This window comes from Streptomyces sp. NPDC026575 (assembly GCF_055567415.1).
On sequence record NZ_JBVHQM010000020.1, the window covers coordinates 37,887 to 52,667 of the forward strand.

The 14,781-nt window shown below is 66.1% G+C and carries 9 protein-coding genes; all 9 read right to left on the reverse strand.

All coding sequences use genetic code 11. The annotated features are described in order from the left end of the window. Nucleotides 1–11: 11 nt before the first annotated feature. The 9 genes from rpsJ to rplL all read right to left on the reverse strand — a co-directional run bounded on the left by rpsJ (nt 12) and on the right by rplL (nt 14,726). Entirely contained in the window at nt 12–320 is a 309-nt protein-coding gene (gene rpsJ, locus ACZ4NB_RS26160) for a 30S ribosomal protein S10 (RefSeq protein WP_003948644.1), read from the reverse strand. 464 nt (nt 321–784) lie between these two features. Next, nucleotides 785–1,978 (reverse strand): elongation factor Tu, encoded by a 1,194-nt coding sequence (gene tuf, locus ACZ4NB_RS26165; RefSeq protein ID WP_384429890.1) that lies wholly within the window; start codon nt 1,976–1,978, stop codon nt 785–787. 158 nt (nt 1,979–2,136) lie between these two features. Further along, nucleotides 2,137–4,257, reverse strand: a complete 2,121-nt coding sequence (fusA, locus tag ACZ4NB_RS26170) for an elongation factor G (protein WP_467665254.1) — start codon at nt 4,255–4,257, stop codon at nt 2,137–2,139. Between the two features lie 39 nt (nt 4,258–4,296). Next, nucleotides 4,297–4,767, reverse strand: a complete 471-nt coding sequence (gene rpsG / locus ACZ4NB_RS26175) for a 30S ribosomal protein S7 (RefSeq protein ID WP_004571813.1) — start codon at nt 4,765–4,767, stop codon at nt 4,297–4,299. Between the two features lie 2 nt (nt 4,768–4,769). Continuing rightward, entirely contained in the window at nt 4,770–5,141 is a 372-nt protein-coding gene (gene rpsL, locus ACZ4NB_RS26180) for a 30S ribosomal protein S12 (protein WP_003948652.1), read from the reverse strand. Nucleotides 5,142–5,529: 388 nt separating this feature from the next. After that, nucleotides 5,530–6,012: a DUF1707 and DUF4190 domain-containing protein gene (locus ACZ4NB_RS26185; RefSeq protein ID WP_467665256.1), complete on the reverse strand. Its 483-nt coding sequence runs from the start codon at nt 6,010–6,012 to the stop codon at nt 5,530–5,532. A 210-nt stretch (nt 6,013–6,222) separates the two neighbouring features. After that, nucleotides 6,223–10,134, reverse strand: a complete 3,912-nt coding sequence (locus tag ACZ4NB_RS26190) for a DNA-directed RNA polymerase subunit beta' (RefSeq protein ID WP_467665258.1) — start codon at nt 10,132–10,134, stop codon at nt 6,223–6,225. Nucleotides 10,135–10,233: 99 nt separating this feature from the next. Then, nucleotides 10,234–13,716, reverse strand: coding sequence for a DNA-directed RNA polymerase subunit beta (rpoB, locus tag ACZ4NB_RS26195; RefSeq protein WP_467665260.1), 3,483 nt, complete (start codon nt 13,714–13,716; stop codon nt 10,234–10,236). A gap of 623 nt (nt 13,717–14,339) precedes the next feature. Next, entirely contained in the window at nt 14,340–14,726 is a 387-nt protein-coding gene (gene rplL, locus ACZ4NB_RS26200) for a 50S ribosomal protein L7/L12 (protein WP_467665262.1), read from the reverse strand. Between the last annotated feature and the right edge of the window lie 55 nt (nt 14,727–14,781).

Consider the following 14,781-nt stretch of genomic DNA (forward strand, 5'->3'; position numbering starts at 1 on the left):
TTCCGCGCCTCTCAGAGCTTGATCTCGATGTCAACGCCGGCCGGAAGGTCCAGGCGCATCAGCGAGTCAACGGTCTTGGGCGTCGGGTCGAGGATGTCGATCAGGCGCTTGTGCGTGCGCATCTCGAAGTGCTCGCGCGAGTCCTTGTACTTGTGCGGCGACTTGATGACGCAGTACACGTTCTTTTCAGTGGGCAGCGGCACCGGGCCCGCGACCGACGCACCAGTGCGAGTCACCGTCTCGACGATCTTCTTCGCCGAGGAGTCGATGACCTCGTGGTCGTAGGCCTTGAGCCGGATGCGGATCTTCTGTCCCGCCATGGCTACTTCGTAGTCCTGTCTCTCGTAACGCTCTGGGACCCGGCAGGTTCGCGTTCTTCTCCGACCCACGCGGTCGGGCGTGTCGCACCCCTTCCCGTAAATCTCCGCACGAGAGATCCTTCAAGAAGGAGAAGGCAGGGGAAGAACACCCACCGGGCGCCTGGCCGAGGCACCCCGCTGACGCTTCCCGGAAGATTCCCGTATTTCCGGCCCTGAGAAGGGACGACGAATACCTGGGACTCGCTTCCAGTCCTCCCGGCGGGAGGCGCGCAGCATCGGCACTCAACCGAGCAACCTGGACAGTGTGCCATACGTGGGATGCGTAAGGCCAATCGGACCCCAACTGTCAAGGAGCCCCGCCCACCTGATGGTGGACGGGGCTCCTTGGGGCTGTGCTATCCCGGGGGCGACCCCCGGACCCCCGGCCCGAAGGCCGGGAGCTACCGGATCAACCGGATCAACAATTACTTGTTGATCTTGGTGACCTGGCCGGCGCCGACGGTCCGGCCACCCTCACGGATGGCGAACTTCAGGCCCTCCTCCATGGCGACCGGCTGGATCAGCTCGACCGACATCTCGGTGTTGTCGCCCGGCATGACCATCTCGGTGCCCTCGGGGAGGGTCACGACGCCGGTCACGTCCGTGGTACGGAAGTAGAACTGCGGGCGGTAGTTGTTGAAGAACGGGGTGTGACGGCCACCCTCGTCCTTCGACAGGATGTACGCCTGCGCCTCGAAGGAGGTGTGCGGCGTGACCGAGCCCGGCTTGATGATGACCTGGCCGCGCTCGACGTCCTCGCGCTTGATGCCGCGGAGGAGCAGACCGACGTTCTCACCGGCCTGGCCCTCGTCGAGGAGCTTCCGGAACATCTCGATGCCGGTGACCGTGGTGGTGGTCTTCTCGGTCTTGATGCCGATGATGTCGACGGTCTCGTTGACCTTGAGGACACCACGCTCGATACGACCGGTGACAACGGTGCCACGGCCGGTGATCGTGAAGACGTCCTCGATCGGCATCAGGAACGGCTTGTCGACGTCGCGCTCGGGCTGCGGGATCGACTCGTCGACGGCCTTCATCAGGTCGAGGACGGACTTGCCCCACTCGGCGTCACCCTCGAGCGCCTTCAGCGCCGAGACCTTGACGACCGGGACGTCGTCGCCCGGGAACTCGTACTCGGAGAGGAGCTCACGGACCTCGAGCTCGACGAGCTCCAGGATCTCCTCGTCGTCCACCATGTCGGCCTTGTTCAGGGCGACAACGATGTAGGGAACGCCGACCTGGCGGGCCAGGAGCACGTGCTCCTTGGTCTGCGGCATCGGACCGTCGGTCGCGGCGACCACGAGGATCGCGCCGTCCATCTGGGCGGCACCGGTGATCATGTTCTTGATGTAGTCCGCGTGACCGGGGCAGTCGACGTGGGCGTAGTGACGCGACTCGGTCTGGTACTCGACGTGCGCGATGGAGATGGTGATACCGCGCTGGCGCTCCTCAGGAGCCTTGTCGATCTGGTCGAAGGCCGAGGCCTCGTTCAGGTCCGGGTACGCGTCATGCAGCACCTTGGTAATGGCGGCCGTGAGGGTCGTCTTACCGTGGTCAATGTGACCGATGGTGCCGATGTTGACGTGCGGCTTAGTCCGCTCGAACTTCGCCTTCGCCACTGGGGTCCTCCTGTGGAGTGGTTCTGTACGCCTTACTCATCGGCGCCAGGTGATCTTTGCTGGGGTGCCGGCTGCCGGGGCGTTCCTCACGGATCGCGGGGATTGCCCCGGCAGACGGTGTCAAGCCTAAAGCGTGTTCCGACTCGCGGGAGACGGAGCTACTCGCCCTTGGCCTTCGCGATGATCTCCTCGGCGACGTTCCGGGGAACCTCGGCGTAGGAGTCAAACTGCATCGAGTAGCTTGCGCGACCCGACGTCTTGCTGCGGAGGTCTCCGACGTAGCCGAACATCTCCGAGAGCGGAACCAGGCCCGTGACGAGCTTGGCGCCGGCGCGCTCCTCCATGGACTGAATCTGACCACGGCGGGAGTTGATGTCGCCGATCACATCGCCCATGTAGTCCTCGGGCGTGGTGACCTCGACCTTCATCATCGGCTCCAGCAGGGCCGGGCTGGCCTTGCGGGCGGCCTCCTTGAAGGCCATCGAACCGGCGATCTTGAAGGCCATCTCGGACGAGTCGACCTCGTGGAACGCACCGTCGAGGAGGGTGACCTTGACGCCGGTCAGCGGGTAGCCGGCGAGAACACCGAACTCCATGGCCTCCTGGCAGCCCGCGTCCACGGACGGGATGTACTCCCGCGGGATACGGCCACCGGTGACCTTGTTCTCGAACTCGTACCCGTCGCCCTCAAGCGGCTCGATCGCGATCTGCACCTTCGCGAACTGGCCGGAACCACCAGTCTGCTTCTTGTGCGTGTAGTCGAGACGCTCGACGGCCTTGCGCAGGGTCTCACGGTAGGCGACCTGCGGCTTGCCGACGTTGGCCTCGACCTTGAACTCGCGCTTCATACGGTCGACCAGCACGTCGAGGTGCAGCTCGCCCATACCCGCGATGATCGTCTGACCGGTCTCCTCGTCGGTGTGCACCTGGAACGAGGGGTCCTCTTCGGCCAGGCGCTGGATGGCGACACCCAGCTTCTCCTGGTCGCCCTTGGACTTGGGCTCGATGGCGACCTGGATGACCGGCGCCGGGAAGTCCATGGACTCCAGGATGACCGGGTTGCCCGCGTCGCAGAGGGTCTCACCGGTGGTGGTCTGCTTCAGACCCATGACGGCGACGATGTCACCGGCACCCACCGACTCGATCTCCTCACGCTTGTTCGCGTGCATCCGGTAGATCTTGCCGATGCGCTCCTTCTTGCCCTTCACCGAGTTCTGCACCTGCGAGCCGGCCTCAAGGCGGCCCGAGTACACCCGGATGAAGGTGAGCTTGCCCAGGTGGGGGTCGCTCGCAATCTTGAACGCGAGGGCGGCCAGCGGCTCGCTCTCGGAGGGCTTGCGCGCGACGACCTGCTCCGGGTCGTTGACCGCGTGGCCCTCGATGGCCTCGACGTCCAGCGGGGAGGGCAGGTAACGCACGACCGCGTCGAGCAGGGGCTGCACGCCCTTGTTCTTGAAGGCGGTACCGCAGAACACCGGGGTGACGGTGGTGACGTCGGCCTTGCCGGAAGCGATCGTGATACGGCGGATCGCCGCGTACAGCTGCTCCTCGGTGGGCTCCTGGCCCTCCAGGTACAGCTCCATGATCTCTTCGTCGTTCTCGGCGACGGCCTCAAGGAGCTTGCCGCGCCACTCGTCGGCGGCCTCGGCGTGCGTGGCCGGGATGTCGACGGTGTCGTACATCTCGCCCTTGGCGGCCTCGGCGGACCAGACAAGCGCCTTCATGCGGACGAGGTCGACCACGCCCTTGAAGTCGGCCTCGGTGCCGATCGGCAGCTGCATCACGATCGGGGTCGCGCCGAGGCGGTCCGTGATCATGTCGACGCAGCGGTGGAACTCGGCACCGGTGCGGTCCAGCTTGTTGACGAAGCAGATACGCGGCACGCCGTAGCGGTCCGCCTGACGCCAAACGGTCTCGGACTGCGGCTCGACACCGGCGACGCCGTCGAACACCGTCACGGCACCGTCGAGCACGCGCAGCGAGCGCTCCACCTCGACGGTGAAGTCGACGTGGCCCGGCGTGTCGATGATGTTGATGGTGTGGTCGACGTCCTCGAGCGGCCAGTGACAGGTCGTCGCGGCGGACGTAATCGTGATGCCGCGCTCCTGCTCCTGCTCCATCCAGTCCATCGTGGCAGCGCCGTCGTGGACCTCACCGATCTTGTACGAAACGCCGGTGTAGAACAGGATCCGCTCGGTGGTGGTCGTCTTGCCCGCGTCGATGTGGGCCATGATCCCGATGTTGCGGACCTTGGCCAGGTCAAGCGAAGTGGTGGCCATAGTGGCTCAATCTTCTCTCGGTCTCGATGTGGGTTGCGACTACCAGCGGTAGTGCGCGAAGGCCTTGTTGGACTCGGCCATCTTGTGCGTGTCCTCGCGCTTCTTGACCGAAGCGCCGAGGCCGTTGGAGGCGTCGAGCAGTTCGTTCATGAGGCGCTCGGTCATGGTCTTCTCGCGGCGGGCGCGGGAGTAGCCCACGAGCCAGCGGAGCGAGAGCGTGGCCGCACGGCCGGGCTTGACCTCGACCGGGACCTGGTAGGTCGCGCCACCGACGCGGCGGGACTTGACCTCAAGGGTCGGCTTGATGTTCTCGAGCGCGCGCTTGAGGGTGATGACCGGGTCGTTGCCGGTCTTCTCGCGCAGCCCCTCCATGGCGCCGTAAACGATGCGCTCGGCGGTGGAGCGCTTGCCGTTCAGCAGAACCTTGTTGATGAGGGAGGTCACCAGAGGAGAGCCGTAGACCGGGTCGATGATGACCGGGCGCTTCGGGGCGGGGCCCTTACGAGGCATTCTTACTTCTCCTTCTTGGCGCCGTAGCGGCTGCGAGCCTGCTTGCGGTTCTTGACGCCCTGCGTGTCGAGGGAGCCGCGGATGATCTTGTACCGAACACCCGGCAGGTCCTTCACACGGCCGCCACGCACGAGCACGATCGAGTGCTCCTGGAGGTTGTGGCCCTCACCCGGAATGTAAGCGGTGACCTCGATCCCGCTGGTCAGACGCACACGCGCGACCTTACGCAGGGCCGAGTTCGGCTTCTTCGGGGTGGTGGTGAAAACACGCGTGCAGACGCCACGGCGCTGGGGGGAACCCTCAAGCGCGGGCGTCTTGTTCTTCTCGACCTTGTCCTGCCGGCCCTTGCGGACCAGCTGCTGGATCGTAGGCACCGTTTCTCCGGTTTCTGTGTGCCAGTCTCGGTAAAGCTAACCTGGAACGCCCCCGACCCACGCGGTCGGGTGTGTCGAATACTGCAGTCCGGTCCTCGCTGGAACGAGTGAGGCGGCAGATTGCGGTGTCAAAACCTGGCTCCCGTGTGGACGCCGCTCCCGGCCGAGAGGCTTGGGGAGATTGCGCGCACGGCAGCCCAGGGACACCCCAGGCACAAGGTCAGAGCGTACCTACCGCATTGGCTGCGGTCAAAACAAATGCACACGCGAAGGACACGCCGGACTCGTCACGGCGTTGCGGCCACCGTAGTGCGATCCACGGCCGTACGGAAGAAGGCGCCACTCCCCCGCGACCCGCCCCGGCCACCCCTGTGAGCCATCGGAGCCGTCAGAGGCCGACCGCCGCGGACAGGATGAAGATCAGCAGGAAGAGCGCCCAGCCGCCGATCGCCAGCCAGCCCAGGATCAGCCCCGTGATGGCCTGCCCGTCCCCGCCCTGCCCGGTCCGGCGAATCTCGGCCCGCGCCTTGTGCCCCAGGATGACCGCCGGGATGGCCGTCAGCCCCCAGGTCACCGGGGTCATGATCCCGCAGACCAGCGCGCCGGTGGCCGAGCTGTTCGTCGTCACCGGCATCGGCATCTGCATCGGCATGAACGTCGCCGGCACCACCGGCCGCTGCGGCATGAACTGTGCCTGCGGCACCGGCCCCATCGGCAGGTCCGCGACCAGCATCTGCAGCTCGGAATGCGTCTGCGCGTTGTAGGCCCGGGTGAGCCGCTGCTCGTACTCCGGCTGCTGCAGCCGCCCCTCGGCGAATCCCGCCTTGAGCACATCGACCGCCCGCTCACGATCGGCGTGCGAAGCCCGCATGGCCGGCACCTGATTCGCCGGCTGAGCGGGCTGTCCCCCCTGCCAAGGCTGGAATGCCACTTCGCGAACCTCCCCCCGCTCGACAGTTCTCCCCATCTTCTCATCACAGACGCAGCAATGGGGAGACAAGTTCCCCCGCACGGCCCCCTATGCCGCAGGGCGGCCACCCCAGAAGGGGTGACCGCCCTGTTGCTGTCGTACGGACCAGGATTACTGGTTGTACGGACCGTAGTCGTAGTCCTCCAGCGGGACCGCCTGGCCGGAGCCGGTGCCGAAGGGCGAGTAGTCGATGTCGTCGTAACCGACGGCCGAGTACATCGCGGCCTTGGCCTCCTCGGTGGGCTCGACCCGGATGTTGCGGTAGCGGGACAGGCCCGTACCGGCCGGGATGAGCTTACCGATGATGACGTTCTCCTTGAGGCCGATCAGGGAGTCCGACTTGGCGTTGATCGCCGCGTCGGTCAGAACCCGGGTCGTCTCCTGGAAGGACGCCGCCGACAGCCAGGACTCGGTGGCCAGCGAAGCCTTGGTGATACCCATCAGCTGCGGACGGCCGGAGGCCGGGTGGCCGCCTTCCGCCACGACGCGACGGTTCTCGCCCTCGAACTTCGTGCGCTCCACCAGCTCGCCCGGCAGCAGCTCCGCGTCGCCGGACTCGATGATCGTCACCCGGCGCAGCATCTGCCGGATGATGATCTCGATGTGCTTGTCGTGGATCGCCACGCCCTGGCTGTTGTAGACCTTCTGGACCTCGCCGACCAGGTGGACCTGGACGGCGCGCTGGCCGAGGATCCGCAGCACGTCGTGCGGGTTGACGGCACCCACGGTCAGCGGCTGGCCGACCGTGACGTGGTCGCCCTCGGCCACCAGGAGGCGGGCACGCTTGGAGACGCCGTACGCCGTCTCGTCGCTGCCGTCGTCCGGGGTGACGATGACCTTCTTGGTCTTCTCGGTCTCCTCGATCCGGACGCGGCCGGCCGCCTCCGAGATCGGGGCGACGCCCTTGGGCGTACGGGCCTCGAAGAGCTCGACGACACGCGGCAGACCCAGGGTGATGTCGTCACCGGCCACACCACCGGTGTGGAAGGTACGCATCGTCAGCTGGGTGCCGGGCTCACCGATGGACTGGGCGGCGATGATGCCGACCGCCTCGCCGATGTCGACCAGCTTGCCGGTGGCCAGCGAACGGCCGTAGCAGTAGGCGCAGGTGCCGACCGCGGACTCGCAGGTCAGGACCGAGCGGGTCTTGACCTCCTCGACGCCCGCGTTGACCAGCGCGTCGATGAGCACGTCACCGAGGTCCACGTTGGCCGGCGCGACGACCTTGCCGTCCACGACGACGTCCTCGGCGAGCATGCGGGCGTAGACGCTGGACTCGACGTCGTCCGCCTTGCGCAGGACACCGTCGGGGCCCTTCGAGGCGATCCGCAGCTTGAGGCCGCGCTCCGTACCGCAGTCCTCCTCGCGAATGATGACGTCCTGGGAGACGTCGACCAGACGACGGGTGAGGTAACCGGAGTCGGCGGTACGCAGAGCGGTGTCCGCCAGACCCTTACGGGCACCGTGCGTGGAGATGAAGTACTCCAGCACGGACAGGCCCTCGCGGAACGACGCCTTGATCGGACGCGGGATGGTCTCGTTCTTCGCGTTCGACACCAGACCACGCATACCGGCGATCTGCCGCATCTGCATCATGTTTCCTCGGGCACCCGAGTCAACCATCATGAAGATGGGGTTCGTCTTGGGGAAGTTCTCGTTCATCGCCTCGGCGACCTCGTTGGTCGCCTTGGTCCAGATGTTGATCAGTTCCTGAGTGCGCTCGTCCTTGGTGATCAGACCGCGCTCGTACTGCTTCTGGACCTTCTCGTCCTGGGCCTCGTAGCCCGCGACGATGGCCTTCTTGGCCTCCGGCACGACGATGTCGGAGACGGCGACGGTGACGCCCGAGCGGGTGGCCCAGTGGAAACCGGCCGCCTTCAGGTTGTCCAGGGTCGCCGCGACGATGACCTTCGGGTAGCGCTCGGCCAGGTCGTTGACGATCGCGGAGAGCTGCTTCTTGCCCACCGAGTAGTCGACGAACGGGTAGTCCTCGGGCAGCAGCTCGTTGAAGAGCGCACGGCCCAGGGTCGTCCGCAGGCGGAAGCTGTCACCCTGCTGCCACTCGGTCGCGCCGAAGCCGTCGGCCTCGTCCACGGCCGGCGGGGTCCAGCCACGCGGCGGGACGGTGCCGATCGGGAAGCGGATGTCGACCTTGGCCTGGAGCGACAGCTCGCGGGCGTCGAAGGCCATGATCGCCTCGGCGACCGAGCCGAAGGACCGGCCCTCGCCCTTGACCTCGCGCTCCTCCTCGTCCGTGGTGAGGAAGAAGAGGCCCAGCACCATGTCCTGGGTCGGCATGGTGACCGGACGGCCGTCGGCCGGCTTGAGGATGTTGTTCGAGGACAGCATCAGGATGCGGGCCTCGGCCTGCGCCTCCGCGGAGAGCGGCAGGTGGACGGCCATCTGGTCACCGTCGAAGTCCGCGTTGAACGCGGTGCACACGAGCGGGTGGATCTGGATGGCCTTGCCCTCGACCAGCTGCGGCTCGAAGGCCTGGATGCCGAGGCGGTGCAGGGTGGGAGCACGGTTCAGCAGAACCGGGTGCTCGGCGATGACCTCTTCGAGGACGTCGTACACGACCGTGCGGCCGCGCTCCACCATGCGCTTGGCGCTCTTGATGTTCTGCGCGTGGTTGAGGTCCACCAGGCGCTTCATCACGAACGGCTTGAACAGCTCCAGCGCCATGGCCTTGGGCAGACCGCACTGGTGCAGCTTGAGCTGCGGGCCGACGACGATGACGGAACGCGCCGAGTAGTCGACTCGCTTACCGAGCAGGTTCTGACGGAAGCGGCCCTGCTTGCCCTTGAGCATGTCGGACAGCGACTTCAGCGGACGGTTACCGGGACCGGTCACCGGGCGACCGCGGCGGCCGTTGTCGAACAGCGCGTCGACGGCCTCCTGCAGCATCCGCTTCTCGTTGTTCACGATGATCTCGGGGGCACCGAGGTCAAGGAGACGCTTGAGGCGGTTGTTGCGGTTGATCACACGGCGGTACAGGTCGTTCAGGTCGGAGGTCGCGAAGCGGCCACCGTCCAGCTGCACCATCGGACGCAGGTCCGGCGGGATCACCGGGATGCAGTCCAGCACCATGCCCTTGGGGCTGTTGCGGGTCTGCAGGAAGGCGGAGACGACCTTGAGGCGCTTGAGCGCACGGGTCTTCTTCTGGCCCTTGCCGGTCCGGATGATCTCGCGGAGGCGCTCGGCCTCCTCGTCCAGGTCGAAGGTCTCCAGGCGCTTCTGCAGGGCAGCGGCACCCATGGAACCGTCGAAGTACGTGCCGAAGCGGTCACGCAGCTCGCGGTAGAGCAGCTCGTCGCCCTCCAGGTCCTGGACCTTGAGGTTCTTGAAGCGGTTCCAGACCTCGTCGAGACGGTCGATCTCGCGCTGCGCACGGTCGCGCAGCTGCTTCATCTCGCGCTCGGCGCCCTCGCGCACCTTGCGGCGCACGTCGGCCTTGGCGCCCTCGGCCTCCAGCTCGGCCAGGTCGGTCTCGAGCTTCTTGGCGCGGGCCTCCAGGTCGGAGTCGCGGCGCTGCTCGATCTGCTGGCGCTCGACGGAGACGTGCGCCTCCAGCGAGGGCAGATCGCGCGTACGGCGCTCCTCGTCCACCCACGTGATCATGTAGGCGGCGAAGTAGATGACCTTCTCAAGGTCCTTGGGCGCGAGGTCCAGCAGGTAGCCCAGCCGGCTCGGCACACCCTTGAAGTACCAGATGTGGGTAACGGGAGCGGCCAGCTCGATGTGGCCCATCCGCTCACGGCGCACCTTGGCGCGAGTGACCTCGACGCCGCAGCGCTCGCAGATGATGCCCTTGAAGCGGACGCGCTTGTACTTACCGCAGTAGCACTCCCAGTCCCGGGTCGGACCGAAGATCTTCTCGCAGAAGAGTCCGTCCTTTTCGGGCTTGAGGGTGCGGTAGTTGATGGTCTCGGGCTTCTTGACCTCGCCGTGGCTCCACTGACGGATGTCGTCAGCGGTAGCCAGACCGATCCGGAGCTCATCGAAGAAGTTGACGTCGAGCACTATGCGTCAATCCCTCTCAGGGTTGTAAGTCTTGGGGTCTGAAACGGGGGTCCTGGGGCCGGCCGGGGAACCCTCACGGGCTCCCCGGCCAAACTCCCGTCAGACCTCTTCGACGCTGCTCGGCTCGCGCCGGGACAGGTCGATGCCGAGCTCCTCCGCAGCGCGGAAGACGTCCTCGTCGGTGTCGCGCATCTCGATGGACATGCCGTCCGAGGACAGCACCTCCACGTTGAGGCACAGGGACTGCATCTCCTTGATGAGCACCTTGAAGGACTCGGGGATGCCGGGCTCGGGGATGTTCTCGCCCTTGACGATGGCCTCGTAGACCTTCACGCGGCCGGTCACGTCGTCGGACTTGATCGTCAGCAGCTCCTGGAGGGCGTACGCGGCGCCGTAAGCCTCCAGCGCCCACACCTCCATCTCACCGAACCGCTGGCCACCGAACTGAGCCTTACCACCCAGCGGCTGCTGGGTGATCATCGAGTACGGACCGGTCGAACGCGCGTGGAGCTTGTCGTCGACCAGGTGGTGCAGCTTGAGGATGTACATGTACCCGACCGAGATCGGGTCCGGGAACGGCTCACCGGAGCGGCCGTCGAAGAGCTGCGCCTTGCCGGAGCTCTTGACCATCCGCTCGCCGTCGCGGTTGGGGAGCGTGGAGTCGAACAGACCCGCCAGCTCGTCCTCGCGCGCACCGTCGAAGACCGGGGTCGCGACGTTGGTGCGCGGCGCGACGTCGTCAGCGCCGATCGCCTGCAGACGCTGCTGCCAGTCCTCGGAGCCCTCGACCTTCCAGCCCTGGCTGGCGAGCCAGCCGAGGTGGATCTCCAGGACCTGTCCCGGGTTCATTCGGGACGGGACACCCAGCGGGTTGAGGATGATGTCGACCGGGGTGCCGTCCTCAAGGAAGGGCATGTCCTCGACGGGGAGGATCTTGGAGATGACACCCTTGTTGCCGTGACGGCCGGCGAGCTTGTCACCGTCGGTGATCTTGCGCTTCTGGGCGACGTAGACGCGGACCAGCTGGTTCACGCCCGGGGGAAGCTCGTCGCCCTCCTCGCGGTCGAAGACGCGGACGCCGATGACCTTGCCGATCTCACCGTGCGGCACCTTCAGCGAGGTGTCGCGCACCTCGCGCGCCTTCTCACCGAAGATCGCGCGGAGCAGGCGCTCCTCGGGGGTCAGCTCGGTCTCACCCTTGGGCGTGACCTTGCCGACGAGGATGTCGCCGGCGACGACCTCGGCACCGATCCGGATGATGCCGCGCTCGTCGAGGTCGGAGAGGACCTCCTCGGAGACGTTCGGGATGTCCCGGGTGATCTCCTCGGGGCCGAGCTTGGTGTCACGGGCGTCGACCTCGTGCTCCTCGATGTGGATCGAGGAGAGGACGTCGTCCTGCACGAGGCGCTGCGACAGGATGATCGCGTCCTCGTAGTTGTGACCCTCCCACGGCATGAACGCCACGAGCAGGTTCTTGCCGAGGGCCATCTCGCCCTCTTCGGTGGACGGACCGTCGGCGAGGACCTGGCCCTCGATGACCCGCGCGCCCTCGTCCACGACGACCTTCTGGTTGAAGGAGGTGCCCTGGTTGGAGCGGGTGAACTTGGCGACGCGGTACGTGGTGTACGTGCCGTCGTCGTTGGCGACGGTGATGTAGTCCGCGGAGACCTCCTGGACCACACCGTCCTTCTCGGCCTTGATGACGTCGCCGGCGTCGACCGCGCAGCGGTACTCCATACCCGTACCGACCAGCGGCGACTCCGCCTTGATCAGCGGAACGGCCTGGCGCATCATGTTCGATCCCATGAGCGCGCGGTTGGCGTCGTCGTGCTCCAGGAACGGGATCATGGCGGTCGCGGCCGACACCATCTGGCGCGGCGAGACGTCCATGAAGTCCACCTCGTCGGCGGGGACGAGGTCGACCTCGCCGCCGCGGCGGCGGACCAGCACACGCTGCTCGGCGAAGCGCATGTCGTCGGTCAGCTTGGCGTTGGCCTGCGCGATCAGGAAGCGGTCCTCCTCATCGGCGGTGAGGTAGTCCACCTCCTCGGTGACCTGGCCGTCGACGACCTTGCGGTACGGCGTCTCGATGAAGCCGAAGACGTTGACCCGGCCGTAGGAGGCCAGCGAGCCGATCAGACCGATGTTGGGACCTTCGGGGGTCTCGATCGGGCACATGCGGCCGTAGTGCGACGGGTGCACGTCACGGACGTCCAGACCGGCCCGCTCACGGGAGAGACCACCCGGGCCCAGCGCCGACAGGCGGCGCTTGTGGGTCAGACCCGACAGCGGGTTGGTCTGGTCCATGAACTGGGACAGCTGGCTGGTGCCGAAGAACTCCTTGATGGAGGCGACGACCGGCCGGATGTTGATCAGCGTCTGCGGCGTGATCGCCTCGACGTCCTGGGTGGTCATGCGCTCACGCACGACGCGCTCCATACGAGCCAGACCCGTGCGGACCTGGTTCTGGATGAGCTCGCCGACGTTGCGCAGACGACGGTTGCCGAAGTGGTCGATGTCGTCGGTCTCGACGACGATCTCGGTGCCGTTCTCGCCGATCGTCTCGGTCTCACCGGCGTGCAGCTTGACCAGGTACTTGATCGTCGCGATGACGTCGTCGGTGGTCAGCACACCGGCGTCGAGCGGCTCGTCGCCGCCGAGCTTCTTGTTGACCTTGTAGCGGCCGACCTTGGCGAGGTCGTAGCGCTTGGGGTTGAAGTACAGGTTCTCCAGCAGCGTCTGCGCGGCCTCGCGGGTCGGCGGCTCGCCCGGACGCAGCTTGCGGTAGATGTCCAGCAGCGCGTCGTCCTGACCCTGGGTGTGGTCCTTCTCCAGGGTGGCGCGCATGGACTCGTACTCGCCGAACTCCTCGAGGATCTGCTCGGTGGTCCACCCGAGCGCCTTGAGCAGGACGGTCACGGACTGCTTGCGCTTGCGGTCGATGCGCACACCGACCATGTCGCGCTTGTCGATCTCCATCTCCAGCCAGGCACCCCGGGACGGGATGATCTTGGCGGAGAAGATGTCCTTGTCGGACGTCTTGTCGATGGAGCTGTCGAAGTACACACCCGGCGAGCGGACCAGCTGCGAGACGACGACACGCTCGGTGCCGTTGATGCAGAAGGTGCCCTTGTTCGTCATGAGCGGGAAGTCGCCCATGAAGACCGTCTGGGACTTGATCTCACCGGTCTCGTTGTTGGTGAACTCGGCGGTGACGAACAGCGGAGCCGCGTACGTGAAGTCGCGCTCCTTGCACTCGTCGATGGAGTTCTTCGGGGGCTCGAAGCGGTGGTCGCGGAACGTCAGCGACATCGACCCGGAGAAGTCTTCGATCGGGGAGATCTCTTCGAAGATCTCTTCGAGACCGGACTTGGTGGGGACTTCCTGCCCACTCTCCAGCGCAGCCTCGACGCGACCCTTCCATGCGGCATTGCCGAGCAGCCAGTCGAAGCTTTCGGTCTGCAGCGCAAGGAGGTTCGGAACCCCGAGGGGCTCCTTGATCTTCGCAAAAGAGATGCGCAGCGGGGCGGTGCTGTCGCCGTTGTTCGTATTGGCAGTCGAGGCGTTGCGCGAGGCGGCCAAGAGGGGGTCCTTCCGAGGGCTCGGACTCACTACGCGCGTACCGGTTCCGAATCGAGCAGACTGAGAGAAAGCCCAGGTCAGGGCGGATCATCCAGCTTTGCTCGGGCTCGGATATGCCCCTGGTGACGGGCAGGGAGCAGCTAACAGGCAGCGCAAAGGGTCAGTGTAGCCACTTGGCACACTGATGTCCAGAGCGAGTTTCCGGAGACCGGTACAGCACCGTGATACCGATCTTCTCCCTCCGGGAGGTCACGTCCTCCGCGACGGAGGATCCCCTCGTTGTTTGCTCTTCTCATGCCCTGCGCCTGCCGAAAGCCCTGCGCCAGTGGCGCACACCGATGCTTCCCTCTTCGTCGGCGATCCATGCCTCGAACCCTGGATCGCTTCTGCGTCGCGTCCCGAGAATTGCGCGCCGCGTGCGGTTCGTCAAGGCCCCCCACCTCTGCGAGATCGTCACATGGGGGCACGTCCGGGCAACGATGATCACCATACTCGCACTCCGGCCCGGGGCAATGCAGCCGTGGCGAGCACGCCGAAGGGCGACCACCCGCATGGGTGATCGCCCTTCGCTGTCGTCCGTTACGCCTCAGGCGCTCAGGACCCGAGTCAGAGACTCAGTGGGGTCACTTGACCTCGACGGAGGCGCCGGCGCCCTTGAGGGCCTCGGCGGCCTTCTCCGCGGCGTCCTTGGCGACCTTCTCGAGGACCGGCTTCGGGGTGCCGTCGACGAGGTCCTTGGCCTCCTTCAGGCCCAGGGAGGTCAGCTCACGCACGACCTTGATGACCTGGATCTTCTTGTCGCCGGCGCCGGTGAGGATGACGTCGAACTCGTCCTTCTCCTCGACGGCCTCGGCGGCGCCGCCAGCGGCACCACCGGCGACGACGACCGGCGCGGCAGCGGCGGCGGTGACGTCGAACTTCTCCTCGAACGCCTTCACGAACTCGGAGAGCTCGATGAGGGTCATGCCCTCGAACTGCGCGAGCAGGTCTTCCTGGCTGAGCTTCGCCATGGTGGCGGTCCTTCCACTAATTCGGCTGGTGCCGGATGTACATAAAAGGCGGGCG

Bases quoted from the DNA above. Each gene is read 5' to 3' on its own strand.
- rpsJ (WP_003948644.1), bottom strand. From the start codon at position 320: ATGGCGGGACAGAAGATCCGCATCCGGCTCAAGGCCTACGACCACGAG.
- fusA (WP_467665254.1), bottom strand. From the start codon at position 4,257: ATGGCCACCACTTCGCTTGACCTGGCCAAGGTCCGCAACATCGGGATC.
- rpsG (WP_004571813.1), bottom strand. From the start codon at position 4,767: ATGCCTCGTAAGGGCCCCGCCCCGAAGCGCCCGGTCATCATCGACCCG.
- ACZ4NB_RS26185 (WP_467665256.1), bottom strand. From the start codon at position 6,012: ATGCGGGCTTCGCACGCCGATCGTGAGCGGGCGGTCGATGTGCTCAAG.
- rplL (WP_467665262.1), bottom strand. From the start codon at position 14,726: ATGGCGAAGCTCAGCCAGGAAGACCTGCTCGCGCAGTTCGAGGGCATG.